Annotated in this window: 19 protein-coding genes and 1 pseudogene; 2 read left to right on the top strand and 18 right to left on the bottom strand. The window is 36.1% G+C overall.

Features of this window, described 5'->3' with window-relative positions:
* Nucleotides 1–5: 5 nt before the first annotated feature.
* The gene (locus GXM17_RS07710; protein WP_163398719.1) at nucleotides 6–581 is read right to left on the bottom strand and encodes a Crp/Fnr family transcriptional regulator; all 576 of its coding nucleotides are present in this window, start codon (nucleotides 579–581) and stop codon (nucleotides 6–8) included.
* 259 nt (nucleotides 582–840) lie between these two features.
* On the bottom strand, nucleotides 841–1,218 hold the full coding sequence (locus tag GXM17_RS07705; RefSeq protein WP_244307354.1) for a hypothetical protein: 378 nt from the start codon (nucleotides 1,216–1,218) through the stop codon (nucleotides 841–843).
* Nucleotides 1,219–1,736: 518 nt separating this feature from the next.
* Between GXM17_RS07705 and GXM17_RS21990 the strand changes: the two are divergent.
* Nucleotides 1,737–1,945: pseudogene (locus tag GXM17_RS21990) on the top strand (hypothetical protein); the annotation flags it as partial.
* 170 nt (nucleotides 1,946–2,115) lie between these two features.
* Here GXM17_RS21990 and GXM17_RS07695 read toward each other — a convergent pair.
* The 6 genes from GXM17_RS07695 to GXM17_RS21945 form a co-directional block, all read right to left on the bottom strand.
* A complete protein-coding gene (locus GXM17_RS07695) occupies nucleotides 2,116–2,424 on the bottom strand; it encodes a type II toxin-antitoxin system RelE/ParE family toxin (RefSeq protein WP_163398717.1) in 309 nt (102 codons plus the stop codon).
* Nucleotides 2,417–2,668: a type II toxin-antitoxin system ParD family antitoxin gene (locus tag GXM17_RS07690; RefSeq protein WP_163398716.1), complete on the bottom strand. Its 252-nt coding sequence runs from the start codon at nucleotides 2,666–2,668 to the stop codon at nucleotides 2,417–2,419. Before GXM17_RS07690 ends, GXM17_RS07695 begins: the two co-directional genes overlap by 8 nt.
* A 270-nt stretch (nucleotides 2,669–2,938) precedes the next feature.
* The gene (locus GXM17_RS07685; RefSeq protein ID WP_163398715.1) at nucleotides 2,939–3,238 is read right to left on the bottom strand and encodes a type II toxin-antitoxin system RelE/ParE family toxin; all 300 of its coding nucleotides are present in this window, start codon (nucleotides 3,236–3,238) and stop codon (nucleotides 2,939–2,941) included.
* Complete coding sequence (locus GXM17_RS07680) at nucleotides 3,238–3,483, bottom strand: type II toxin-antitoxin system ParD family antitoxin (RefSeq protein WP_163398714.1); 246 nt, start codon at nucleotides 3,481–3,483, stop codon at nucleotides 3,238–3,240. Before GXM17_RS07680 ends, GXM17_RS07685 begins: the two co-directional genes overlap by 1 nt.
* Before the next feature lie 213 nt (nucleotides 3,484–3,696).
* Complete coding sequence (locus GXM17_RS07675; RefSeq protein ID WP_078226418.1) at nucleotides 3,697–4,008, bottom strand: helix-turn-helix domain-containing protein; 312 nt, start codon at nucleotides 4,006–4,008, stop codon at nucleotides 3,697–3,699.
* A gap of 4 nt (nucleotides 4,009–4,012) precedes the next feature.
* Nucleotides 4,013–4,216 (bottom strand): hypothetical protein, encoded by a 204-nt coding sequence (locus GXM17_RS21945; RefSeq protein WP_341872901.1) that lies wholly within the window; start codon nucleotides 4,214–4,216, stop codon nucleotides 4,013–4,015.
* Between the two features lie 407 nt (nucleotides 4,217–4,623).
* Between GXM17_RS21945 and GXM17_RS21775 the strand changes: the two genes are divergently transcribed.
* Nucleotides 4,624–4,887, top strand: coding sequence for a hypothetical protein (locus GXM17_RS21775; protein WP_244307353.1), 264 nt, complete (start codon nucleotides 4,624–4,626; stop codon nucleotides 4,885–4,887).
* Between the two features lie 284 nt (nucleotides 4,888–5,171).
* Here GXM17_RS21775 and GXM17_RS07660 read toward each other — a convergent pair whose 3' ends face one another.
* The 10 genes from GXM17_RS07660 to GXM17_RS07615 form a co-directional block, all read right to left on the bottom strand.
* Nucleotides 5,172–5,774, bottom strand: a complete 603-nt coding sequence (locus GXM17_RS07660; protein ID WP_163398713.1) for a hypothetical protein — start codon at nucleotides 5,772–5,774, stop codon at nucleotides 5,172–5,174.
* Between the two features lie 293 nt (nucleotides 5,775–6,067).
* Complete coding sequence (locus tag GXM17_RS07655; protein WP_163398712.1) at nucleotides 6,068–7,558, bottom strand: TIR domain-containing protein; 1,491 nt, start codon at nucleotides 7,556–7,558, stop codon at nucleotides 6,068–6,070.
* Between the two features lie 370 nt (nucleotides 7,559–7,928).
* A complete protein-coding gene (locus GXM17_RS07650; RefSeq protein ID WP_163398711.1) occupies nucleotides 7,929–9,884 on the bottom strand; it encodes a glycoside hydrolase family 43 protein in 1,956 nt (651 codons plus the stop codon).
* The gene (locus tag GXM17_RS07645; RefSeq protein ID WP_163398710.1) at nucleotides 9,884–11,254 is read right to left on the bottom strand and encodes a glycoside hydrolase family 27 protein; all 1,371 of its coding nucleotides are present in this window, start codon (nucleotides 11,252–11,254) and stop codon (nucleotides 9,884–9,886) included. The genes GXM17_RS07650 and GXM17_RS07645 overlap by 1 nt, the downstream gene beginning before the upstream one ends.
* Nucleotides 11,255–11,603: 349 nt before the next feature.
* Complete coding sequence (locus tag GXM17_RS07640) at nucleotides 11,604–14,024, bottom strand: glycoside hydrolase family 2 TIM barrel-domain containing protein (protein ID WP_163398709.1); 2,421 nt, start codon at nucleotides 14,022–14,024, stop codon at nucleotides 11,604–11,606.
* 135 nt (nucleotides 14,025–14,159) lie between these two features.
* Nucleotides 14,160–15,797 carry a glycoside hydrolase gene (locus GXM17_RS07635; protein WP_163398708.1) on the bottom strand — a complete coding sequence of 546 codons (1,638 nt, stop codon included), beginning with the start codon at nucleotides 15,795–15,797 and terminating at the stop codon, nucleotides 14,160–14,162.
* 1 nt (nucleotide 15,798) lies between these two features.
* Nucleotides 15,799–17,400: a RagB/SusD family nutrient uptake outer membrane protein gene (locus GXM17_RS07630; protein ID WP_163398707.1), complete on the bottom strand. Its 1,602-nt coding sequence runs from the start codon at nucleotides 17,398–17,400 to the stop codon at nucleotides 15,799–15,801.
* A gap of 11 nt (nucleotides 17,401–17,411) precedes the next feature.
* On the bottom strand, nucleotides 17,412–20,444 hold the full coding sequence (locus GXM17_RS07625; RefSeq protein WP_163398706.1) for a SusC/RagA family TonB-linked outer membrane protein: 3,033 nt from the start codon (nucleotides 20,442–20,444) through the stop codon (nucleotides 17,412–17,414).
* A 33-nt stretch (nucleotides 20,445–20,477) separates the two neighbouring features.
* Nucleotides 20,478–21,875 carry a hypothetical protein gene (locus tag GXM17_RS07620; protein ID WP_163398705.1) on the bottom strand — a complete coding sequence of 466 codons (1,398 nt, stop codon included), beginning with the start codon at nucleotides 21,873–21,875 and terminating at the stop codon, nucleotides 20,478–20,480.
* A 590-nt stretch (nucleotides 21,876–22,465) separates the two neighbouring features.
* Entirely contained in the window at nucleotides 22,466–26,500 is a 4,035-nt protein-coding gene (locus GXM17_RS07615) for a hybrid sensor histidine kinase/response regulator transcription factor (RefSeq protein WP_163398704.1), read from the bottom strand.
* Nucleotides 26,501–26,557: the final 57 nt, after the last annotated feature.

Below are 26,557 nucleotides of genomic sequence, written 5' to 3'. Positions count from 1 at the left end.
AAATGTTAGGAAATTATTTTTTTCCTGATTCGGCTTAAAGATTCCGGCTTTATTCCGATATAGGATGCAATAAACTGAATGGGTACATACTGTATGATTTCCGGTTGTTCATTCAGCAATTTTAGATATCTTTTTTCAGCAGATAAAGCAATGAAGTCTATTGTTCTTTGCTGATTATGAACTATAACATTTTCATATAACTGACGACAAAATATGCTCCAGAAAACACTTTCAGATGTTAAATTTTCATAATCTGATTTGGTAATAAAGAACGCTTCACAGTTTGAAATACACTGAATATTTTCTTTTGAAGTAATTCCTGTGGTAAAGCTGTTAAAGCCTGTAATGAATTTGTTTTTACCAACAATCTGAGTTGTAACTTCTATACCGTCTTTATAAAAAAAAGATCTGATAAAACCATTTGTAACGAAATATAATTTTTGAGAAACTTTGCCTTCTCTTTCAAGAATTGAACCTTTTGAAAAATTATCAGGTTTAAAATAATGAGCCAATAAATTTATGTCATTCTCTGTAAGATCAACAATACTTGAAATGTATTTAATCAATGGGGTGATTGTCATGGTTAGTTATATGGTTATGTTAATGTTCTGGACACCAGGCTGCCTGTTTTATTTTCTTTTCTAATCGCCTGGATGTCTCAAAATTCTTCAATTCCAAACCCAAATCTAAGATTTTTGTCAGCTTCAATTTGACTTTTGTCATTCAAAGTCAAGTATTACATCGCTATCGTCAAAATCAAAATCATGTTCCTTGTTGAACATGATTGAGTCCTCATTTATAGGTTCAAAGCATTGATTTATTTTTTGTTCTCCATACTTCTCAACTAATTGTTTCCATTTGTTGGCTGGCTAGTGGAAGGAAAGCTAATGTATCAGAACCATCGCTCACTTTGCAAAATCGAATTTCATATTTTGGTTTAATAATTACGTTAAGCGCTATTATTGTGCTGTCCCTGTCAACAATTTTTTCTGTGTACACTCTGTTTTCATATTTTATAGTCAATTCCAGATCGTCCGAAACTTGTTTCATTTCGGCGCTTAATAAATTTGTTTTTAAGCATTTTTCACAGTATTCAACAATTGCATCATCAGATTCTCTCCAGTCAACCCAAAAAACAATGTCATTATCAAGATTATAAAAATCGTCGTATTCTTCAGATTCTAAATACTTGACAAGTTTCTCAATTTTTTCGTCCATTATTATTTTTTAGATTTTTAGATTAAATATGAGTAGTTTTTTGAAGCAAATCATCCAGAATATAAAACCAATTTCGATTAAGCCAATTCTAAATCCATTGCTCCCGCACGAATTCTTTCGTGTGGCTTTCTTAACTAAATTTTATCGTGAGCAAAAAATTAACTTCATAATGGCTTTTAGTCCTACTATTCTTCCAATATTTTTATTTTCTAAAAGGCAAAATAAAAGATTTTTCTTTCATTGTGGCTGAATAAAGGAATTTATTTTTAATAGCCTTTATTAAAATGTTTGAAATATAAAAAATTATTTTCAAAAAGCTCACCTGAAAGGATTAGTGCGGGAGAATAGAGTTCTGCCTTCCGAAGATAAACTTTATTCGCAAAATGTTAAAATGACCTTTGTACTCACGCTGGCAAGAGGATTCAAAAAGATTTCTGTGTTTCAGAAGCCGCGTTATAAACGCTAAAATTCATCACTTTAATTTAGAAAGTAGTTGTTGCAAATGAGTTCCAGTGGAAGTTTTACAAGAAAAACTTCAGGTGAAAGTGTTGGAAAAAGCTGAAAAGCAAGTTTTTTTTGCCCAAGTGTACTTGCTGGAAAACTGGAAAACCTGTATCCAATAGCTGTTTTTGACCAGTGTGGTCCGCCTGCATGGTATCTTGGCGTTAGCCAAAACTCCATTCCCTTTAAAAAATTCATTTTACGGAAAAGGGACTTATACCCATAATTGAATTAAAACACTTTAAAAGCCATACCTGATACTAATCCCAAAAAAAAAAGAGTTGCAATAGCTCTTATAACTGATTTATCGAAAAAACCATAAGGAATGGATGCAGCGCGGTTCAGTTCAACACTAGTTTCATAGTTCGTGCTACGTACGCAACTAAACTCTAGCTGTTATGTAAGGTTTGTTATAGTCTGCTTTTTTAGATCCATCATTCCATGAAGAATTCTTGCGATTTCTATTTCGGTTTTTGATATAGTTGAGTAAAAGATAATATGTTCACCTGATTTAAAACCTAATATTCCTTTTGTTACTATATCATAGTTTCTACCAAGTTCTGGATTATTTGCTAAAACATCACATGATGCCAAAAGTAAATCATAATACTTTTCAGCTTGCATTTCAGACCAAGTTTCGATTGTATAATCCCAAATTTCAGATAAGTCATCAACAGCTTTATTTGTTAAATAATATTTAGCCATTTGATTTTTTTCTTGCCTTTAAAAGTTCAAGATGTTTTTTAGCGTTAAAATCTACTGCACGCCCGCTTTCAATTCCTTCATTGATAGCTTTTCTTAAAGCTACAATTTTATTTTCTTCATCTTCTAAAAGACGAAGACCAGCTCTGACAACTTCACTTGCGTTATTGAATCTTCCATCATTTATGCTGTGTTCGATAAAATTTTCGAAATGATTACCAAGCGATATAGAAGTATTTCGTCCCATAATTTATTTTTTAGCTAAGTTACCAAAAAATGGTAACTTTTCAAATTATTACGATATTTTAGATCTCACATAACTTCAGTCTGTGAAAAAACTTCCGTTTGTCTAGTTCCAAATAAGTTAACAATTGTATAAAAACCAGAAAGGGTGAACCGCCGGGTTCGTGACCCGCCTGGTTTATCCTGAGCTAAGCCGAAGGGCTCGGTGGTGTGAGAGGCGCAATCCGTCAGTTACTGGCGGAGCCGTCTACTCGATTAGCAGTAGCTTTTTTATTTATTCCGTTAATCTGTTTTCAATACTCATTCTTTCGTGTAAAACTCTAACGACTTCAATTTCATTTGTTTTGTCTTTTTTAAAGAAAATTAAATGTGATTTTACTTTTGAAAATCTATAGGATTTTCGAATTTTTCCGAAGTCACGAGCCATATCAAAATTATCGACGATATATTCAATTTCGTCAATGATTAAGTTATAATATCGATTTGCTTGTTCGACAGACCAATTTTCTGCTGTATAAATCCAAATGTTATTAATATCTTCTAATGCCTTTTCACTAATTATATATTTTGACATTATTTTTGAAAATTAGTTTTTAGCATTTCAAGATTTTTATTGCGGTCAAAATTTCTAATTTTACTACTCTTTTCACCAATTTTTAGTTCATTGATTAGAGATTTTGTTTTAATTTCTTCTTGCTCAAAAACTCTTAAAGCAGTTCTGACAACTTCGCTTACTGAATTATATTTTCCTGTAGAAATTTGTTCATTGATAAAGTTTTCAAAATAGTCTCCTAATAATATTGATGTATTTCGTGCCATAATTTTTCTTTTTACCAAATATACCAATAATTGGTATTAAATTCTATTTTTTTCGGTTTTTTACACAAAAGTTACTGCTAACGTCAGTCTGTGAAAAAACTTCCGTTTGTTGAGTTCCAAATAAGTTAACAATTGTATAAAAACCAGAAAGGGTGTATAATCTCCAAAACAGGAAAGGAAGCAAGAACGACTATTGTGCGATCGGCAATTTTTTTAGTGGATTGCTACATTCTGATTTAGTAATTCTACATTAAAATTAATTTTGGCATTTAAGGCTTTAAAAACTTTAATAATTGTGTCAAATCTTGCGTCAGTTAAGCTATTCTCAATTTTTGAAATTTGAGCTTTTTTCACGCCAACTAATTCTCCTAATTGCTCTTGTGTCAAATTTCTTTCTTTACGAATTTGTTTAATTGTTTGACCAATCAAATCAATTTTTAATTCGTTTTCAAAATTTTCTCTATTTGTTGTTCCTTTTGCTCCAACGAATTTATCTGTTACTTCATCTAAACTATATGTTTTCATAATCTTATTTCTTTTCGTTAAAATATTTTACTCTTAATGATTCTGCTCTTTCAATTTCCACTTTCGGAATTTTTTCGGTTTTCTTTATAATCCCGTGAGTAGAAATCACAACTGTATCCGTTTTATCTGATTTATCCCAAAAAGCAAAAAAATACTGCTTGTTATATAAATTCCCAAATCTCTCCATCGAGTTTTTTGAATAATTCATTATCGTTTACGCTTCTAGATTTCCAAATATTATAAAGTATTTTTTCTCTAGATTTCGGTCTAGATTTTCCAAAAACTCTAAAACGGGTTTAAGAAACTCAACTTTAAATTTATATCCATTTTTCACTAATCTTAATTTTCTGTAAAGATATAAGTTTCCTTTTTAAGAAACAAATGATGTCGATTTTTTTCGGTTGTTCGTTGCTGTAGCCCAACGTCAGTCTGTGAAAAAACTTCCGTTTGTTGAGTTCCAAATAAGTTAACAATTGTATAAAAACCAGAAAGGGTGTATAATCTACTCCAAAAGCCAAGATCAGGCGAAAGCGACAGCACCAGGTTATTGCCAAATTCCTAAAAACGAAGCTCAGACTAACCATCAACGAGGAGAAAAGCGGGATCAGACGTCTTGTGAACTTCACGCTTTTGGGATTTGGTTTTGTGCCAACGTACAGGAAAGGAAGCAAGAACGACTCTCAGTTGGTAGTGGCAGAAAAGGCGTGGAAGAAACTCAAAGAACAGCTTAAAAGCATCAGCCGAAAAACCACACCAGTCAGGTTGGAAGAGCGTATTGCCAAGATAAGAGAAGTGCAACGAGGATGGTTAAACTGCGTTACTGCAACTGGCACGACTGGAAGAAGCCGGAAAGGAAGAGAAAAAATCTCATCCGATTAGGAGTTGACCCAGACCACGCCTATGCTTTTAGTCGCACCCGAAAAGGCGGTTGGGGAATTGCACAGAGTCCGATTCTGAGTACTACCATTACCTTAAAACGCTTAAGACAGCGAGGCTATCAATCCTTGACGGATGTTTACATCGAACTTAACCCATCACTTTGCGAACCGCAGGGTACGTGGCCCACCTGGTTTATCCTGAGTTAAGCCGAAGGGCCCGGTGGTGTGAGAGGCACACTCCGTCGGTTACTGGCGGAGCCGTCTACTCGATTGGGCGATCGGTTTTTAGTACAGTTCGTTTTCAAATGGTTCAACATCTTGAATTTTTGGCAAAGGCCTTATAAGGATTTTCTTTTTTGTAATAATTGGAGCTTTTTCATCTTCACCATAACTTTCTTCTTTTTCAATTCTTATTCCCGTTGAAAGATTAAAGTCCGTAGTGTACATTGTTCCGTGACCATCCGATGATATTAATGAGTAACCAATTAATTCAAAATTTCCATTTTGAAATCTATATTTATGTTCAAAGTGTCCTCTCAATAGTCCAAAATTTACGCTAACAATTCCTTCAATAATTGTAATATCAATAAACCCATCTCCTGTCCGGTATCCATCTCTACCATCAGGGTATTGTGGTGCAATTGCTTTAGTTGAAGTAGCGATTAATTTAAATTCACCGTTTGGCTGAGCAAAAAATATCTGAAGTTTATATGGAGATTTTTGATTAATAGTATCTTGAGTGACTATTACTTTATCATCTAAGTTATCTTTGTTTAAGTCTCCAATTACTTTTGTAACCAAAAAAGTAAAAGTGTCTTTTTTATTTTTCGTTTGTGAAAATGTATCTACATAAATCAATAGTAATATTAATAAAATTAGTTTTTTCATTTTGTTTAAAGGTATTTTTTAGCATTCTGAGCGAAACTGACGCCTAACGTCAGGCTGTGAAAAAACTAATTAAAAAAGAGAAACTATACGGATACCTGTCGGAGAAAAATTTCATACAGCCGATTCTCAGAGGCTCATTTTGAGTATTTTCACAGACTGACTTCCTCGCGCTACACGCAGGCTGGGATTAAGAAAGCCTAAACTTTCGGTTAAAACTATTTTTTCAAATACAAAGCCATCTCTAAATTAAGCCAATTGCCCAGCTTGCTTGTAGCGTGTGTTATGGCTCGTACTTATGCTTCAACTATTTTTTTTCTTTCTTCAGATAATTTTTCTGTTATAGTTTTAACCATTTCTGTAGCTTGTTCGTTTAGGTCAGCAGTTGGGTCATATACTAATCCCCCAATTTTATGTGACTCATCAAAAAAGCCTGGCATATTATCATTATACCAAACAGGAATAATAGTATTGTCGCCAAATCTTTGCTTAAAATTGTCTGATTCAAATTTTGTCCATATTTTTCTTGGATAGTTCTTACTTAAAAGAACAATTACAAAAGAAGCCTCTGAATTATAAATAGGAGCTAAGTAGTCCTCAACGTTCTCTGCAAGAATCCTATGCTGTTCATTTTTATCATAAAAAATTGATATTTCTTGTTCTAATAGTAATTCATTTAATTTCTCGGCTAAATCTCTATTTTCTCCTGCGAATGAAAGTGCAAAATCATATTTGTTTTTAAAAGTTATACTTAAATAACCAACTTTTTCTGCAAATTTTGACCATAATATATTACGAATGTAGAACATAAATTTTGGGTCTTCAATTGTAAGTATTCTTGAATCTTTATCATAGTGAATAACATCTTTTATTTCATCATTATCTCTTATAATTGCTTCTAAAAATCCCTTGTCTACAACTTGAGCAACACTTAGTTTGTGTTCAGGATATTTAACATATAAATAATCTATTTGTAAAGTCCATTCATCAGATTGAGAAAGCCAATATAGTAAATGCAAGTAGGGAGCTCTACCTTCTCTTCGTAATCTGTTACCAATAGCAAACTTTCTTGCCTTTGGATAAAAAGTTCTTGAAAATTCTAATAATACTTTTTCTTTAATGACCTCTATGCTTGAAGTAAGAGTTTTTAAATTCTCACAAGTTTCTAACATATCAGAATCAATGCAAGTTTCTTTACAAAGTAATTGTGTAATATGAAAACTTCCTTTTGACAAAGAAACTATATCACTTTTTGTGTTTATTAAAATATTAAGGGTTTTTTCTCCTAACTCTATTAATTCCTCAATTTTATAATCAGGATTTTGTTCAAATTTAATTGTGTCTATTCTATTGTTTAAATCGCTCGCTATCTGTATCAAAGAATCTCCTGCTTTATTAATACCTATCAATATCAATTTGTCATTTTCTCTTTCTTCATCAGCCAAGACTTTCATATAATCTGCTATTGAAGATTTTAAATCATATTCGAGTAAATGGAAATCATCAATTATTACAGTTCCTAAACTATCGAAATCGGGTAATAAACGTATAAATTCAACATCATCTTTTTTGCGCGCAGTTAATTGAGTTATATTTTTATTAAGACCTAACTCTTCAATTACTTTGATAACAGAAGTTGTTTTTCCTATACCAGATGGGCCTTCAACAACCAAGCATCTTCCTTTGGTTCTCAGAGCTACAAGAATCTTGCTATATTCATTTGGCTTAACAAAGGTATGTGTAGGAATTCCTGATGTTTTATAAACGTCTTCTAAATATGCTTTCATAGTTCAATATTTCCTTTTATTGTGTTTAATTTCTCCTCGTCTCTGTTAGTATGAGCCATAACTTGTTTATATGCGATACAAACATGCGCATATGTACCCAAATTTAGGTGTATATGCGCATGTTTGTATCGCATTATTTTTTTTCAAATATATTTATTATTTCTTACAAATCGTCAAACAACATTCTAAATAACTTTATGAAACCAAATGCCCTAGCCCTGACAGAAGCGGCATCCTTTTGGGGCGGTGTTCGCCACAAAAGATACAGCGGATGGCAGGAACAGCTTCTAATTTAAAAACGGATACTTCTTAAAACAAAAAAGCTGCTCCGGGGCAAAGTAGAGCAGCTTTTACAACTAAATAATCTGCATTACTTAATTGCTTGTATTCCTGTATGTGTTGGGGTTACCTGTTTAATGGTTCCGTCTGGGTTGAATTCTAATTTGTCAATGCAGACTTCGCGGTGAAAACCTCCGGCTCTTCCCATTTTTATTCCGGTTGGATATGAAAATCGGTGGTAGGTGATATACCATTCGTCTTTGTTTGGAATCTGTAAAACCGAATTATGTCCCGTGGCATAGATTCCCTGATGCGGAATTCCCTGAATTACGATGTTGTTTTCCGGAATTTCAATTGGTCCCAGAGGCGATTTTGAAGTTCCGTAGCGCACTTTGTAATTCGGACTTCTGGTATCATCTTCGCTCCACATGAAATAGTAGGTTCCTTTTCTGTAAATTACATAGGTTCCTTCGCGGAAGGTTTTATCGACTTTGATTAATTGTACAGCGCCTTTAAATGAGATCATATCGTCGTTCAGTTCGGCTACCGCCATGTATCCGTTACCCCAGTACAAATAACTTTTGCCGGTTTTAGGATCGGTAAAAACGTCCGGATCGATTTCCTGACCGCCTTTAGCGCCTTCCGGTTTAGTTGCTACCAACGCTTTTCCGCTGTCTTTGAACGGTCCTGCCGGATTGTCTGAAACGGCAACGCCAATTTTTTGCGCTGCTGTGAAATAATAGAAATATTTATATTTTCCTTTCACCTCTTTCTCCACGATACAAGGCGCCCAGGCATTTCTGTTGGCCCAGCTCACGTCTTTTGGAAGGTCTAAAATAATGCCTTCGTCTTTCCAGTTGACTAAATCAGATGAAGAGAAGGTTTTAAAATACGTTCCGGACCAGCCATCAAAACCATCGCTGGTTGGATAGATGTAATATCTTTTGGTTTTGTTTGAATATAAAATATCAGGATCGGCATAATAGCCTTCTAAAACCGGATTGTTATTCAGTTTTGGCAATTTTTCAGGAGTTCCCCATTTTGCAAGCAGCCTTTTTAATTCGGTACGGGTGATTGGCAAAATAGTTCCGTGGCGCGGTTTGAAATCCATTGAAATCTCATCGTCAATTGCTTTTAAGTTTTCTAAATCAGTACTTTTTGTAAACTGATATCTTCCTTTTTTGTAAACATCATACATCAGAATATAGTCGTTCGAATTGTTTAGTTTGAAAATACTGGAACCTTCTACAGATTCTTTGGTCTGTTGCAGGTAATTGTCGTTTTCTGTCCATTTTCCGGAAGTCAGATCGGTTGTGGTAGCCACTTTGATGCCCGGACTTTCTGTTTCTGTTTTATAAAAAAGGTGATACACACCGTCATTTTCAATGATATCTCCGTCAATGCAGGCTTTTTGAGATTTTGGAACGAATAATAATTTTGGTTCACTTTCCAGCGCTGTGAAATCTTTATTCGCATAAGCGTAGTAAATTTTATCAGCATCTTTGTTGTGCTGCATGCTGAAGTAAATCAGATATTTACCAGCTTTAACATCGTAAATAGTCTGAGGTGCCCAGACACGTTTCAGGTTTTCGTTCCCCGGAAATGCTTTCTGGATATTCACAATACTGCTTTTCCAGTTTACGAGATCGGGGCTTTTAAGCAAAACCATCGCACGGTTACTGTCCCAGCCTTTTGAGGACGTCATATCCGTCAATACCATATAAAATGTTTTGCCATCGTCTCCACGCAAAATATGTGGATCGCGTACCCCTCCTGTTGAACTGATGGCTTTGCTGTCTATAACCGGTTTGTTGTTATTGAGATGGTAATAATGGTAGCCATCGGTGCTGACTGCGTAACGAACTGCCTCGTCTTCGACAGCATTTCCCGTAAAGTAAACAAACAAATAGGCTGTTAAATCCTTTCCGGCATTAACCGGAGGACCTTTGGGAGTTTCCTGAGCTTGTAACGTAAAAGCGGATAAAACCAAAACTATGACTAAAAGCGACAGCAGAACCAGAAAGTTTTTCGGTAGAAAGTGCTTCATTATTTTTTGCTTTTTAGTTTATAAAGAACAGAAGCATGAGGTTTTAAAGTTACGGAAACTTCTTTTGCAGCAATATTCAGTTTTTCACCTGTCCACATGTTTTTACAATCAGCTAAACCGGCAATACCAAGATCTGAAAGAGGTACCGAAACGTTTTGAGAATCTGTATCTGAAATATTAAACAATGCCAGATATACGCTATCGTCTTTTGGATTTCCTGAAGTCACCGCAATTTTTCCGTCTTTCTGAAAAAGCTGTTTTACATCGGTACTTTCATTGTGCATTTTTACCACTTCTTTATTCGTCAGCAGTGATAAAGTAAAGGCATTGTTGCTTGGTAAATCTCCGCCAAAGAACAAAGGCGATTTAAAAATATTGAAAAAAGTAATTAAGGTATATTGCTCGTCTTTTGTCAAACGCGTCATTCGGTCATTGCCACGTTCCCCACGGATAGAAATACGTCCAAGCGGAATCATATCACAATCCGGCCATGTTCCCGGAGCAATGTGCGGATACCATTTTTGGGCAACATCCATCAAATGTGTAATGTGCGGCCAGGTATCCCACACGTCATCCACCATACGCCACATATTAGCATGCTCTTTTACGTGAGCAGCTGCTGAAATTGGTGTTTCGCCAGGTGAAGTACTCAATACGATTTTACGTCCGCATTTGTCAATGGCGTTTCTGATTAAATTGATTTCACCTTCGTGATACGGTCTTGATAAATCATCAATTTTGATAAAATCTACTCCCCATTGTGCGTATAATTCAAAAATTGAATCATAATATTCCTGTGCTCCCGGTTTGTCTGCCAGAATAGTATAATTGTCTTTTAGCCATTCGCACTGCAAAGCTGTAGTATAAATTTGATCGGCTGTAACTCCGTTTGTACCCTTAATCGGCATCTTCTCTTCAACCGCTTTTTTAGGAATACCGCGCATGATATGGATACCGAATTTCAAGCCTTTTTTATGAATATAATCTGCCAGAGGTTTAAATCCATTATTGTCTTTTGCTGAAGGAAACCGGTTCACTGCTGGAAGATATCTTCCGTATTGATCGATTACATAACGCGGATCGGTCTGATTGTAACCTCCTGCTTTATCATTTTCGACAAACCATCGGATATCAACTACAATATATTCCCAGCCAAATTTCTTCAGCTCTTTTGCCATATAATCGGCATTAGCTTTTACTTCGTGTTGTTCGACTGTTGGACCATAACAATCCCAGCTGTTCCAGCCCATTGGCGGCGTTTGTGCCCATTGCTTAAATTCATCTTTCTTAAAAACTACTTTTTGAGCATTTAAAAAAAATGATGTTAAAAAAATTCCTAAACCAAATAAAATTATACTTTTTATTTTCATATTATTAAAAAATAAGTGTTAATAGTACACTTCAAATATAACAAACTTTTTATTACTATAACAATTAACCTGCTTACTTCACAAAAAGCAAGCAGGTTAATTGGAAAATTTAAAAAATAACTTACTAATACTCGTTGGTGAAATTTGTTTTTGATGATAATTTTTCGTCAGTTCGAGTGACTCCGATTTTTCATCGGGATTGTATAGAGAACAGAAAATTATCATTAAAACGGTTCTCGATACACATCACTTCGAGGGCGAAGCATATCGAGAAGTTTTGCTTCGTTTCTCTGCACAAAAAAAAACTCGAACTGACGCTTTTAATAAATACACCCAACGAGTTTACTAATTATTTTACATTAACCGTTACTTCAACCGGTTTTAGCCACTGGCTTGTAAAAGTGACTTTAATAGGCTGTGCTTCTCCTGTAGCTTCAATGTATGCAGCAATATGCCCATGGTAAACCCGCTGGACATTATCTGTATAATCTGTCATATCACTGTTGTTTCCGGCTTCAAGTCCTAAAAGAACTCCCGGACCAGTAATATTACAAGTTACTTCGTTGTCTGAAAGCATTACCGGAAGACCGTTTTGATCCTCAACCTGAACCATAATTTTAGCAACGCCTCTGTCCTTACTGATTGTGATATCCTTTTCAGCAATTGTCAATTCTACAGGTTGCTGAGTTGTTGTGATTGCGTAACGACTTACTTCTTTATCATTTTTATCCAGTCCAACCGCTTCTAGTTTTCCAGATGCAAAAGGAATGTCCCAATAGATAATTCCGGTTTTTTGGTCATACAATTTAGTCTCTCCAACTACTTTTCCGTTTAACTCCAAACGTGCTTTTGCAGCATTGGTATAACAAACCACACGGATTTTTTGTCCCGTTTCGTAATTCCATATTGCCCAGGCGTCTTTAGAAATATCTTTTTCATTTTTCAACGGATACGTTCCTAAATACGCCATTGGTTTATCTGACCACAATGACTGACGGAAATAGCCTCTTGGCTTTATTACCCCTGCGAAATCAACCAATCCTGAGTAAAATCCTCTTGAAGGCCATCTTCCTGATTCACCCAGATAATCAATTCCTGTCCATAAAAACTGTCCAAAAATATGCTTATTGTTTTTTACGGCCAGCCAGGGCTCAATGTCATGTACATTTTCGCTTCCGAAAATTACCCTGTTTGGATATTTTTCGTGATCCGACTGGTATTTGCTTTCTGTATAATTGTATCCGGTAATGTCCAAAGCGTACGGATATTCTGTTTCGTTAGACATCGCAACACCTGCCAGACCTGCCGTTGTCGGGCGTGATTTATCGTATTTTTTAACTGCTGCAACCAGACGTTTTGCAATTGCTCCAAGACGCATGGCATCCGGCGCGTCTTTTTTGTAACCTCCGTAAGCTGCCTGTCCGAAACCGTTTTTCCCTTTATCCAGAACAGGATGCGAATACGGGTCATTTGGATAATCTACTTCGTTACCAATGCTCCATCCGAACACAGAAAGATGGTTTCTGTCACGACGTACAAAATCTTCTAAATCTTTTTCTGCCCATTCGGCAAAAATATCGAAAGAACCTTCAAAACCCGGCGTTCCGTAATTCCAGCCTTCCAGCCATTTACGTTTTGGAAATTCCCATTCGTCATACGCTTCGTTCAATACCAATAGTCCTAATTCATCGCAAAGCTCATAGAAATCAGGTGCCTGCGGATTATGGCTCGTACGGATTGCATTTACACCAATTTCTTTCAGCGTCTGCAATCTGGTTTTCCAGACTTCGCGAGGCACGGCCGATCCCAAAACTCCGGCGTCATGATGCAAACAAACGCCTTTCATTTTCATCCATTTATCATTCAGTGCAAAACCATTATCTGGATCGAAAGTGAATTTTCTGAAACCTGTTTTGGTTACCGTTTCATCGATTTGTTTTCCGTCTTTTAAAACAGTGGTTTTAAGCTGATATAAGTTTGGATTCTCCAAATCCCATAATTGTGGATTTTTGACATTCAGTTTAGTCAAAATTTTTCCGTTCTGATTTGCTGCCACATCCATTTTTGAAGAAGATTTAGCCACTGTTTTTCCGTCTTTGGAAATCAATTCATTAATAACCGTAAGAGCTGATTTTGAAGCTGAACCATTTTCTACCTCTACCTCAACATTCAAAATTCCTGTTCCTTTTTTGATCTCAGGATATGCATAAACACCCCATTGCGCAATATGAACCGGATTTGCATATACCATCCATACATCTCTGTAAATCCCGGAACCAGTGTACCATCTTGAATCGGCACTCTGGCTGTGATCCACACGAACCGAAATGGTGTTTTCGCCTCCGTATTTAACGAATGGTGTTGCATCATAAGCAAAAGAAATATAACCGTTTGGACGTTTGCCTAAAGAATGTCCGTTAAGGAACACTTCGCTTCGGTTGTAAACGCCTTCAAAATACAAATACACTTTTTCGCCCGATTTACTTTGCGGAATACTGATTGATTTTCTGTACCAGGCAATTCCACCCGGAAGATATCCGGTACAGCTTGCCAATGTTGGGCTCAGCTGTCCTTTTACGCTCCAGTCGTGAGGCACATTTATTTTTTGCCATTTGCTGTCGTCGAAAGCAGTGTTTTTTGCATCCGGAGTTTCCTGAAGACTGAATTTCCAGTTGTCATTAATTTTTTTAGAATCTCCAAACGAAATCTGACTGGTCGCTGACAGACACGAAAAGAGTAATGCGGGTAATAAGATTTTTTTTGTAAACATGTTTTTTAAAGGTTCTAAGATGCTAAGATGCTGAGATTCTAAGTTTCTGAGCTTCTTTCGTCTTTATTAATTAAATTCTTTTATTCAGGTTTCAGGTTTTCGCTCAAACCTGAAACCTGAAACTTTATTTTTTGACTATTGCAATTGTCCCACAAACGTTACTACAGACCTTGCAGGAATTTCTAAATTCGCTGCATCAACAACTGCTCCTTTTTTCAGGCTCAGCGTCTCCGAAGTGGTGTAAGGTGTTAATTTATTGTCTGTTAAAGTGCCTCCGGTAAGGTTAAATTTGTATGTTTTTGCTGTTTTACTGATATTCACAGCAACAATTACCAGCTTTTTAGCTGCTACATCTTTGTAAGCCGTCACCATAACATCGTTTACGGCTTTTGTACTATCAACAGTTGGAACCTGAACCCTTATCATTCCCGGTTTTACAAAGAAAGAAAAGTTTCCTAAAGCCCAAAGTGTTTTGGAGTCCCTGATAAATCCGTCGTTTTTGCAATAGTTTGCGTCACCGGCACCATTGCTTGAGCCATTATCAACGTGAATCAATCCGTCTTTGTAATCGCCACGGCTAATCGCTGTCCACCACTGCCATGAAGTTACGCCTCCAACTGCAATATCGGTACTGATAATACGCGCTGTCCAAAGTGCCAGAGACATTCCTAAATCTCTTCCAGGGCCTGCACCTCCCTGAAGCTCAGCTGTTCCAGGACTTTCTAAAACACAATATTCAGATGACCAAAGACTTAACCCTCCAATAGACTGTGCTCTTGCAGCAGCCAATTGCCTTGAATTCACCAACTCTCTTAAAGGCCACGCCTGCCAGTAACTGTGTGCGGAAATAGTTTTCTTAACGTTGCTTAAACCTGTAATATTTTTAGATGAACCGGAAGCAAAGAAATAATCAATCTGGTTCGATCTGTTTTCTTTTCCTGCAATCGTTTTGTACAAAGGCTCATAAGATCCTCCCTCTCCCACTACGATCTGAGAACTCAATCCATTTGATTGTAATTTTGGTGATAAAACATTCACAAAACTGTAAATATTTCCATTCGTAGCCGGAGAACCTTCCTGACCTGAACCGTCCCACTCATATTGCGGTTCGTTAAACGGACTCACATAATCGATTGTCAATCCGTGTTCTGATTTTAATTTATCTAATGAAGTTACCCAGAAATCTGCTAACTCAGGCATTTTTCCTTCTTTCAGATTGTAATATTCTTTGATGCTTGCATGCGCTTTTCCATTTTGAGTCAGATAAACCGGAGCACTGTTTGAAAATGCCAATAATTTAGCTACACCACGTTCTCTTGCCGCTTTCATAAACCAAACCTGTCCGGCCTGTTTGTTCATATCATAAGTAACTCCGTCTGTAGTAAAACATTCTGTACGTCTCCATTCGTCCGTAATATCACTGGCATCGCCCTGCTCTGAACTTCCAGCTCCAAGGTTAAAACGCCATAATGACAAACCGATTCCTTTTGGATTTCCTTCGGCATCCAAATCAGTACTGAACAGCAAATCTGCTATTTGATTTTTTTTATCCGAAGGCCAGTTTTTTCCAATAAAATTGCACTGCCAGGCATCAGAAGCACCGAAACTTTCCATGGTCTGAAGATTAGCATCCAGATTCACTTTCAGCTCTGCAACAGCATTTTCAGCATCTGAGTTTTCGTCTTTATCAGAATCACAACTTATGAATAACGAACTTGTGAAAAGCAAGCCTGCACACAGCAGACTTACTTTATTTATATTATTGAATCTCATCTTAATAATTTGGGTTTTGAGTAATTATGCCGCCACTTAAATCTCTTTCTAACTGAGGTATTGGCCAAAGCAAGTGTTTTGCAGGGTCAAAATTGATTCCTTTGTCCTGTGCTTCCCTTGTATTTGTAGTTTCATAAGGATCAGTTGAACTTAAATTGTATTTTACAAAAGTTCCGTTTGGTCCCATTAAAGTTTCAATTACTCTTTTTCCTGTTGTCGGGTCTTTTTCACGACGTATATCGAACAGACGTAATCCTTCAAAAGCCAGTTCTAAACGACGTTCTTTGTAAATTTGTTTTAAAAGCGTTGGTCCTGAAATTCCTGTTTTAGGCTCTAAATCTACACGATCCCTGATAATATTGATATCAGCCAAAGCATCTCCGCCTGTATGATAGTTTGCTTCTGCTCTTGTAAGGTACATTTCGGCCAGACGAATCAACGGAATATTCAATGGCAGGTGTCCGTCTTTTTTATCCAAGGTTCGACGTGTTGCGACAGGAATATAATATTTACGACAGATACGTCCTGACTTATTATCATTCAGACTGAATTTATGTGTTGGATTTAAAACCTCATCTCCATAAGCAGCTTCTCCCCATTTGGTAATGGTGCTTCTTCTTCGAATCTCATCATTTTCAGAAAGATAAGCATTTTCTAAATCACTGGTTGGCATGCACCATCCCCATCCGTCAATAACATCATTAGCATCGTTGCTTGGAAAATTCTTCTTATCCTCTCCTCTTGCGCCTGATAAAGTTGGCAATGCAGAACCTAAACTTTCATTTTGTACTGAAGATGACTGCGCTTCTAAAATAGACTCTTTGCCATTATGATTGTTCACATTCCAGATGTTCAGGAAATCTTCTTCCAGCTGGTAAGGTCCTTCTGCAATTACTTTATTGGAATATGTTTTTGCTTCAGCCCATTTTTCCTGAAATAAAGAAACACGAGCCAATAAAGCATACGCAGCCCATTTGTTTATTCTTCCGTTTCTTGCTGCCGGAATGTTCTCAAGTTTTGCTGCAGACTCTTTTAAGTCGGCTTCAATTTGTGCATAAACCTCAGCAGCCGGACTTCTCTGTAATTTTAAATCAGCTGTACCTAATGATTTTGTATATAATGGAACATCTCCAAAAAGATTAACCAATTCATAATAGCAATACGCACGAACAAATAACGACTCCCCCATGTACTGATTTTTCTGAGCATCTGTAATGGGCGAATTTGCCATTTTTTCCAATCCAATATTTGCCGACTGAATCGTATAGTAATGTGCTGTGTAAACACTATTCATATCCCCCATATTGTCCGGAGTAATAATGTATTGCGAGCACGGTCTGTGGGCAGAATTATCCTGACCTGTATTACCCATCCAGGCATCATCTGTAGCCATTTCGTTAGTAACCCTTGGCGCAACTAATGTGTACCAGTCATTTGGAATTAATAATCTTCGGGTTAATTCATTTGCATAATTTTCGCATTCCTGCGCTGTCTGAAAATAGTTGTCCAGCGTTTGGGTTCCTCTTTCTTCTTTTTCAATAAAATCCTCACAGGAAACTGCAAACATTGAAAAAGCTATTATAGATAAAATTATTTTTTTCATGTCTTTCTTTATTAAAATGCTACATTAAGACCCATCAAAATGGTTGGCTGTACCGGATAATTCCATCCGCCAAAACCTGATCCTTTAACTCTGTCATCCTGATTCGGATCTCCTCCTGCAACTTCAGGATCAACCCCTGTATAATTTGTCCATGTCCATAAATTCTGACCGGATATCGATAACCTCAATTTGTCTAAGCCAAACATATTCTCAAAAGTATAACCCAACTGAATGTTCTTCATTCGTACAAATGATCCGTCTTCTACATAAAAAGAAGAAAATTTAGTGAAGTTTTCGTTGTTGTCATCTTTAGACAAACGAGGAACATAATTAGAAGTTCCTTCTCCGTGCCAGGCCATCTGATCCAGTCCTCTTACTTTGTTTGTTAAACTTGCGCCATTATATAAATCTGAAATATTCTGATTTACAATGTCATTTCCGATACTGGAATAAAAATTAGCAACCAAATCAAATTGTTTGTAAGCAAAGTTCAAATTCAGACCCACATTGTAATCGGCCCAGGGTGAACCAATTTTTGTTCTGTCTTTATCGTCTAATTTCCCGTCACCGTTAATGTCTTTAAAACGAATATCACCTAACTGAGCATACGGCTGTAATTTAGTTCCGTGTTCGTCAGTATGGGAATTCAGTTCGGTTTGACTCTGGAATAATCCATCTGCTACATATCCGTAAAAATAGCCCGGTACTTCTCCTTTAACCGTTAAAGTCCTGTTTCCTGCACCATAAAGTCTTTCCCCTTCGGCAGACAAAGAAAGCATTTCTACATTTACTGTTGTAAAAGTCAAATCTACACCATAAGAGAAATCCCCTTTTTTATCTTTATACGAAAGCAACAAATCAATACCGCTTGACTGCATAGCACCTACATTCGTCCAGATTGTTGAATACCCCGGAAAACCGCTGTAGGTTGGAAATTGCTTCTTGAATAACATATCGTTTGTTTTCTTTTGATAATATTCCAATGAACCTGAAAATTTGTTTTTCCATAATGCGAAATCAAGTCCAAAACTGATATCCTCAACAGTTTCCCATTTGATATCTTTGTTAGCCATAGATGAAGGATAAGAAGTATCTACCATTTCACCTCCAATTACATAGTAACCTTGCCCAATATTAGACTGATAAACTGAAGCCGGAAGTCCCTGATTACCTACTTTACCCCAGCCTGCTCTTAATCTAAGATCACTTATGACTTCTTTAGTGTTCTCCATAAAACCTTCATTTGAAATTCTCCATGAAGCAGATGCAGAAGGAAAATTCGCCCATTTATTATTTGCCATAAACTTAGAAGAACCATCGCGTCTGAATGTACCGGTAAAATAATATTTACTGTCATAATTATAAGAAAAACGGGAGAGATATGACATCACAGAGCTAGACCAGCTGTTTCCTCCACTGTCACGGTTTTTAGTAGCTGCATTTACCTCCCTCATGGACTCCGAATTGTTAGGTACGCCTTCTCCATAAGCCCAGGTATCATTACCATTATATTCCTCCATAGTACTACCAACCATCAGCGAAGCATTGTGTTTTTCTGCAAAAGTTCTGGAATAAGTTGCAGTACTTTGCCATGTCCAGTCATGATTTGTTGTCGATCTTCGCTCAACACTATTGATTTCAGCCTTTTCGTGAGCTGCATCAATAACAAAGTCCGGTCTGAAAATACTTTGCACTTTATTCCCTACTTCAATAGAAGCCTGAGTACGAATTACAAGTCCTTTAATTGGAGCATATTGCAAATAACCATTTGTGTTTAAGTTATACTGATCTGTATAATCGTCATATCTTTTTACAGCAGCAACCGGATTCCATACATACGATGGAGAACGCGCATAAATGCTGTATTCATTTTCTAATCCGGTAAGCTGATCTGCCGGTTTGTAAATTGGTGTAATCGGATCTATTTTCACAAAATCAGCCCAGTTTGAAGGACCTCCCCAGCTTTCATAACGAGGATTTAAAGTAACTCCTGCTGAAAATTTGTCTGAGAATTTGAAATCATTATTGATTCTCATTGTGATTCTTTCCCATCCTCCTATTTCATACATTGATTCTGAATCGTAATAGTTTAAACTGGCAGCATAAGTGTATTTTTCTGAACCACCTGAAACTCCTAATGAAGCATTTGTTACAGGAGAAGCCTTTTTTATTCCCGCTCCCCACCAGTCTGTAGTTTTTCCTCTGTATTGAGAAGCATTTGGCAAATAATCTGAATAACCCGAATTATTATAAGCCGTATTCATAATGTTAGCATAACCTTCAGCATTTGCCATATCGTATGGATTTTCCATTATCTGCATACCTGAACTAAGGTCGAAAGTAAATCTTGTTTTTCCTGATTTACCTTTTTTCGTTGTAATTAGGATAACTCCGTTTGATGCTCTCGAACCATAGATGGCGCTCGCTGAAGCATCTTTTAAAACTTCCATCGATTCGATTTCATTATTACTCAGGAAATTGATGCTGGTTCCCATCGGAATACCGTCCACCACATATAGCGGATCTGTACTAAGATTAATCGTAGAAATACCCCGAATCAAAACTCTTGGCTGTGCTCCCGGACCGCCTTGCCCTGTAACCTGAACACCGGCAACTTTTCCCTGCAAAGATTCGGTAACATTACCAACTGTCATCGTTTGCAGTTCTTTTCCTTTTACTGAAGAAATAGAACTCGTTACATCGCTCTTTTTAACAGAGGCATAACCTACTACGACAATCTCATCCAATACCTGACTGGATTCTTCTAAAATTATATCAATAGTCGTTTTGTCACCTACACTCAGTAATTTGGTTGTAAAACCGATAAAAGAAAATTCGATCTGAGCATTTGCATTAGGAACAGAAATCGAATATTTACCATCAAAATCTGTTGCTGTTGAATTAGAAGTTCCTTTTACAATTATGTTCACCCCAGGAATCGGCACGTTAGCCTTGTCCTTAACAGTTCCTTTGATTGTTGTTTGCCCGAATGATACAGCACTGCACAATACGGCAATAAAAAACCATATATATTTAAATTTCATATTTAGATGTTTTATTATTAATGTGATAACAAATTACTTTTTTGTTATAAAAGCTCTCTCTAACTCGGTATCCAGAACTACCTTGTAAACTCCGGGAGCTGCAGGATATTTAGCATTTCCGTTTTCACCCGGTGACATGGTTGCAATACCGTTTTTAATAAGTCTCCAGGAAGGGCTCCACCATTGACCGGTAAAAGTAGCTTCCATGGTTCCGGTTAGTGTATACTCTCCAACTAACTGATAAGGATTGTTTGGATTATTGGTCAAATGCAGTCCTTTTTGCGTCCAGGCATCCCAGGTATCCCACGTAGCACCCTGGATTCCGCCACCGCAAACGCTCACGAAAGGTTTTCTTTGCGCTTCTGTATCATGCCATAATCCGTTGGCAATATCTGCCCATACTTTGCTTGATGGAGTATATTGTGTTGCGGTATATTTTAAGGTATTTGGATTTACTTTAATAACATAATATCCTTTTACAGGTAAGATAATTGGTGTTGAAGAAACATTATCTTCTAATTCTCCTGAAGTATTTAAACCAAAACAATGTGGGGCAAAGTCAGATTCCTGTCCTAAGAAATAAATTTCTTTATTGTCTTTATCGGCATAATATTTAAATTCAAAATCCTGTCCGTTTTTCTCATGAAAATACATCGGAACACCTACAGCATCAGTCGTAAGATTAGTTCCTTTTGGCTGATCACATAAATACAATGCAGGATATTCATTTGTGGCTACAACATTTATATTTAAACTTCCTGTATTAGGAATTGCAAATTTATCCTTAGCTGTAATTGTCAATACATAATTGGCGGCAGTTACCGGTAATGTGTAGGTTTTATTAAAAGTATAGGTTTGAGCTGACCCCGATAACTCAACTTTATCATCAATACCAAGAGCAGCACACTGAACCTGAACATAATCAATACCTGAATCGTCATTCACAACAAAATTTACAGGCATTAAATTGCTCGTTGATAATAAAATAACAGCCCCTTCTTTTGGCGTTATCATACTTATTGCCGGAGCAGCAAATTCTCCGTCTAAACGAAGGTTAATTTCTTCATTAACAGCATTACCTGAAACGTCTGTTATTATTAGTTTTATTTTAAAAGTTTCTGAGGTTCCTCTATCCGCTGGCACTTCGAAAAAATAACTTAAATCGTATGTTTCCAATAAAGGATCCGTTGAAAATGAAATTACTTTATCAAGTGACAATTCCGGAATCTGGATTTGTACACTTTTTAATCCCAAATCATCTGCCAGAGCGGCTTTGATCTCAAATTTTCTGGTTGGTGCACCGTAAATTTCTTTTGTAGCAACAACTATTGTGGGATTATCAGAACTTGGGAAATCTGATTCATTATTTTGGCATCCGGTAAAAAGGACGACAAAAAGGGCAAGAAAAAATAAAAATACATTTTTTTTCATTTCTTTGATTTTAAGGTTAGGTTAGTTAGTTTTTTTATTTGAAGTGACTTTTTATTTATGTAGGTTATTAATCACTTTTCATGAGGCATACAGAAAGAGTTTTAAAAGGTTGTTTTCATATAATATCTATGGTATTTAGGATTAATTATTTTGTTTTTTCAATATTCTTTTGAATTCGTTTGTTGTAAAAACCCGCAGACTTTTAGCTGCGGGCTGGATAAGCAATATGATAAACCAACTCATACTATCTGTTTTTATAAAAACGCTAAGTTCTTTAAACAGATTAAAAACTTATCGTAAAACAAACATTTATAACATACAGGTAATATAACTAACAATCATTACCTGTAGTGCAAAGTAATGTGTAGTTTAAAATTTTGATGAGGGGCAAAATGGAAAAAAAAGGAGGTCAAATTTGTAATTACGAGATATTTGAGCAATAAAATTAATAAGTTAAAAAAAATAAAAGCTTTTTTTTACATAAAACACAATTTAAACTTAATTGTTTTATCAGCTCTTATTCCATGCATTCTAAAACAAATAATGATTTAAACAGCATTATTAAGATATTTTTACAAAGTCTTAGTTAACTATTTTATGACATTCAAATCCGAATTAAAAGAGCTTTTATACTTTTTAATATATTCAGATGGTGTCATTCCGAATAACTTCACGAATTGCTGTCTGAAGTATTTTGGATCTTCAAAACCCACTTCGGCACTAGCCTGTGCAATATTCATATCTTCGGTAAGCATTAACATTGCGGCTCTTCGGATTCGTAACGAACGTATAAAAGCATTTAAAGTCTGTCCCGAAATAATTTTGATTTTAGTATAAAGCGTTCTGTGGCTCATACCCATTTCAAGCGCAAAGGTTTTAATCGTGAAATCTCTTTTATGAATGTTCGCCTCAACAATGTCAATGCATTTTTTCAAAATTTCCTGATATTCCACCGGGACTTTCTGGGTATTCTCTTTTAAAGTGATGCTTTCCAGGAAATAAGTTCGCAAATTGCTTCGGTTGCGCAATAACGATTCAACCCGCGCCACGAGAATATCATCATCAAATGGTTTAGTAATATAGTCATCGGCACCCTCATTGATCCCCTGCAAATGGGTTTCGGGATTTTTAGTCGCTGTTAATAAAATTACCGGAATATGAGACAAATCATTGCTTTCCTTTATTTTTCGGCACAATTCAAGCCCATCCATTTCTTCCATGGTAATATCACTGATTACCAGATCCGGCATATACTTTTTGGTCAGTTTTAAGCCTTCTTCACCATTTTCGGCACTGTATACGATATAATTCTCAGCAAACAATTTGATTAAATACCCCCTGATTTCAGCATTGTCATCTACAATTAAAACGGTTCGTTTTTCCGTAAGCATCACTTTCTGCAAATCAGCTTCAGAAAGAGTATTTCCGGATGTAATATTTTCTTCAGAGTCACCAACAATTAATTCGTCAAACAGCAGGCTTCTTTTCTGCACGTCATTGGTGATTTCAGCATTTTCAAAATGCCTGTCGCCTTTTAAAAAAGTCAGTTTAAATGTACTTCCCTTACCCGGTTCACTTGTACAGCTTACAGTTCCTTTGTGTTTGTCTGTAAAATATTTTACGATATAAAGCCCAATACCGAAACCGGTTCCAATAGAAACTTTAGAATTAATCTGTTTGAATTTTTCGAAAATTGCTTCAATATCTTTTTTCTCGATTCCGTCGCCGTTATCTGAAATTTCAAGCATTGCTTCTGTATCATTTTCAGTAAGACTCAGCTCGATTTTACCTCCCTTTTGTGTGTATTTAAAAGCATTCGACATCAGATTAAACAATGAAATTTCAATTTTTTCATAATCCCCTATAATCACAATTTCATGATCCGGAATATTAAAATTGTACTGAATATTTTTATCTTTTGCCTGATTTACAAAACACTGATACACTTCATTACAAAGATTATTTACATTTATCGGAGATAGTCGAAGGGAATCTGCATCATTTTCGGCCTTTCTGAAAAGCAAAAGCTGATCGACAAGACTCAAAAGCCGGCGTGCATTTCGGTGTGCAATCGCCAAATCACTTCCCGAAGGTCCATTTTCAACACTTTCTTTCTGTATTGCTTTTTTAAGCGGATTTATAATCAACGAAAGCGGTGTCCTGAATTCATGCGAAATATAAGTAAACATTGACGATTGCTTCTCGGCAATTTCTTTTTCCTTTTTGCTTTCCAGTTCAGCAATTTTGACCTTATATTTTAGTTTTTCTTTGTTCTTTTGATAATCCAGATAAACAAAAAGAGTTCCAGCTATAGCTGATAAATACAATAAATAAGCCCACCAGGTTCTGTACCATGGCGGCAAAACCCGTATAGAAACCAAACTGATTTCTTTGTTCCAGCCTCCCTTAAAATTGGTGGTTTTTACTTTAAAAGTATATTTTCCTTCAGGTAATCTGGAATAATTGGCTTTTCTGTTCTGCCCTACATAATTCCATTGCTGATCCCACCCGTCTAACAAATATGCATAATTGATCTTGTCTGCATTGTTATAATCCAAAGCAACAAATTCGAGTGATAAAGTCGTCTGATCATAATCTAAACTGACTTCTTTTATTTGACCTGAATCAGAATCAATCTCTGCTTTGCTTTCTTCAATTGGCTGATTGTTTACGTAAAAGTCTGTCAGCAACAGATTATTTTCCTGATTGAAACTTTTAATAGCTCCCGGAAAAAAACTGTTAAAGCCATTTATCCCTCCAAACAAAAATTCTCCTGTTGACAATTTAATTCCGGCATTAAAACTAAACTGATTGCTTTGAAGTCCGTCATTTACTGAAAAATTTCTAAAGGTCTTTCTTTTCTTGTCAAACCTGCAAATACCGTTATAGGTACTCATCCAGAGATTTCCTTCTATGTCTTCAAGCATTCTTAAAATAGTGTTTGAAGGAAGGCCATCGTCAGTGGTGAGTCTTTTAAACGTATTTGTTTTTCGGTCAAACAACAGCAACCCTCCTTCCTGCGTTCCGAGCCAGAGTTTTTTATCTTTGTCTTCATGGATACAACGAACAGGATTACCGATGGTTACTTTATTTATTTTCCTGGTTTCCTTTTCAATAGAATACAAAACTGAATAATTTCCTGCCCAGAGTTTACCGTCTGAGGTTTCTGTCATGCACTGCAGATTATTAATCGATTTATCAAAAAACACAAAATTATTTTTAGTGCGGTCAAAAAGATACAACGAACCTTCATTTGTTGCGCTTGCCCAGATATTTGACTTTGAATCTTTATAAACAAACCAGATGTTTTTTTCTACTTTCTTCGTCAAAGGATTATAACATGAAAACTGTGTAACCGAGTTATTTTTCGGATTAATTTTGCTGACACCTCCGGCCCAGGTAGAAATCCAGATTTCGTTGTTATCATCCCTGACAATACCTGTGATAAATTTGCTCGAAAGTTTATTGACGTATTTAAAATAGGTGTTTTTTTTACGGTCCCAGTATTTCAGCCCCGCACCGTCTGTTCCTACCCACAAATTGTTTTTTTCGTCTTCGCAGAATGACAGGATGAAATTTTCGTCAGGATCATTGGCATTGTATCGTACTGTTTTAAAATAACGCGCTGTATTGCTCAGCATACTAATTCCGCCACGTAATGTACCAATCCATTTATTGCCTGCCTTATCTTCATACAGACTCCAGATAGAATTGCTTTTTAATAATTTGTTTTCTTTTACAGAACTGTACGAAACGGCTTTTTTTCCGATAACTTTAAAAATCCCATTTCCGTCTGTAGTGACCCAAATTTCTTTTTTCTTATCAATGAGAATGTCAGAAACGGTACATCTGCCGGAAAAATAATTCTCAGAAAATGAGCCTGATTTTATATTAAAAAGAAAAAGACCTTCATCTGTCCCAAACCAAAGATTTCCATCTGAAGCCAGTTCGAGGGTTTCAACTTCTACAGAAAATGGAAATACAATTTTTAGATTTTTTGAATCATTATCGAAAGTACAAAGCCCTGCATTTCGGACATATATCCAGCATCTGTCATTTTTTGTATCTTTTTGAATAGCGACCGCATCGTAATGATGAATTAATCTTCTTTTTCCGGACATCATAAGCGGAACATTCCTTCCTGTATAAGAACCTTTTTCAAAAATAAGCAGTCCTAAGTTTTGCGAGGCAACCAAAACCCTGTCTTTAGAAACAGACTTAACCTGATGAATGATGTCCCTGACAACTTCAGACTTTTTGTTTGGAGAAATATATCTGGCAGGATGAAACGCTGCACTGGTTTTGTTGTAAATACAAACACCATTAGCACCTCCAATCCATATATTATTTTCTGAATCTCCCTCAATATTATAAATTGTATTAAAAGGTAGTGACTTTTTATCATTGATACGGTTTCGGAATACTTTAAAATTATATCCGTCATAACGGTTTAGTCCGTCATAGGTTCCAAACCACATAAAACCATCATTATCCTGAAATATTGTAACAACCGAATTATTGGATAACCCATCAGATATATCAAGAAATTTAACCTGAGTTTCCTGTGCCGGAACCGGTGCGTAAAATCCGATGAATAAAATCAGAGTTATAAAAAAATTCTTCAAGATTTGTTTATATTAAATTAAGTAGCAGATTTAAGTACTAAAATTATCAATAATTTA

The sequence above is a fragment of the Flavobacterium fluviatile genome, from assembly GCF_010645065.1.
GTDB lineage: Bacteria > Bacteroidota > Bacteroidia > Flavobacteriales > Flavobacteriaceae > Flavobacterium > Flavobacterium fluviatile.
Note: the sequence above shows the minus strand (reverse complement) of the source record. Positions and strands in the feature narration are given on the sequence as shown.

Excerpts from the sequence above, each read along its gene's own strand:
- GXM17_RS07660 (WP_163398713.1), bottom strand. The coding sequence starts at position 5,774 with ATGAAAAAACTAATTTTATTAATATTACTATTGATTTATGTAGATACA.
- GXM17_RS07655 (WP_163398712.1), bottom strand. The coding sequence starts at position 7,558 with ATGAAAGCATATTTAGAAGACGTTTATAAAACATCAGGAATTCCTACA.
- GXM17_RS07645 (WP_163398710.1), bottom strand. The coding sequence starts at position 11,254 with ATGAAAATAAAAAGTATAATTTTATTTGGTTTAGGAATTTTTTTAACA.
- GXM17_RS07620 (WP_163398705.1), bottom strand. The coding sequence starts at position 21,875 with ATGAAAAAAAATGTATTTTTATTTTTTCTTGCCCTTTTTGTCGTCCTT.
- GXM17_RS21945 (WP_341872901.1), bottom strand. The coding sequence starts at position 4,216 with ATGAATTATTCAAAAAACTCGATGGAGAGATTTGGGAATTTATATAAC.
- GXM17_RS07650 (WP_163398711.1), bottom strand. The coding sequence starts at position 9,884 with ATGAAGCACTTTCTACCGAAAAACTTTCTGGTTCTGCTGTCGCTTTTA.
- GXM17_RS07695 (WP_163398717.1), bottom strand. The coding sequence starts at position 2,424 with ATGGCTAAATATTATTTAACAAATAAAGCTGTTGATGACTTATCTGAA.
- GXM17_RS07635 (WP_163398708.1), bottom strand. The coding sequence starts at position 15,797 with ATGAGATTCAATAATATAAATAAAGTAAGTCTGCTGTGTGCAGGCTTG.
- GXM17_RS07675 (WP_078226418.1), bottom strand. The coding sequence starts at position 4,008 with ATGAAAACATATAGTTTAGATGAAGTAACAGATAAATTCGTTGGAGCA.
- GXM17_RS07680 (WP_163398714.1), bottom strand. The coding sequence starts at position 3,483 with ATGGCACGAAATACATCAATATTATTAGGAGACTATTTTGAAAACTTT.
- GXM17_RS07705 (WP_244307354.1), bottom strand. The coding sequence starts at position 1,218 with ATGGACGAAAAAATTGAGAAACTTGTCAAGTATTTAGAATCTGAAGAA.
- GXM17_RS07685 (WP_163398715.1), bottom strand. The coding sequence starts at position 3,238 with ATGTCAAAATATATAATTAGTGAAAAGGCATTAGAAGATATTAATAAC.
- GXM17_RS07630 (WP_163398707.1), bottom strand. The coding sequence starts at position 17,400 with ATGAAAAAAATAATTTTATCTATAATAGCTTTTTCAATGTTTGCAGTT.
- GXM17_RS07640 (WP_163398709.1), bottom strand. The coding sequence starts at position 14,024 with ATGTTTACAAAAAAAATCTTATTACCCGCATTACTCTTTTCGTGTCTG.
- GXM17_RS07690 (WP_163398716.1), bottom strand. The coding sequence starts at position 2,668 with ATGGGACGAAATACTTCTATATCGCTTGGTAATCATTTCGAAAATTTT.
- GXM17_RS07710 (WP_163398719.1), bottom strand. The coding sequence starts at position 581 with ATGACAATCACCCCATTGATTAAATACATTTCAAGTATTGTTGATCTT.
- GXM17_RS07625 (WP_163398706.1), bottom strand. The coding sequence starts at position 20,444 with ATGAAATTTAAATATATATGGTTTTTTATTGCCGTATTGTGCAGTGCT.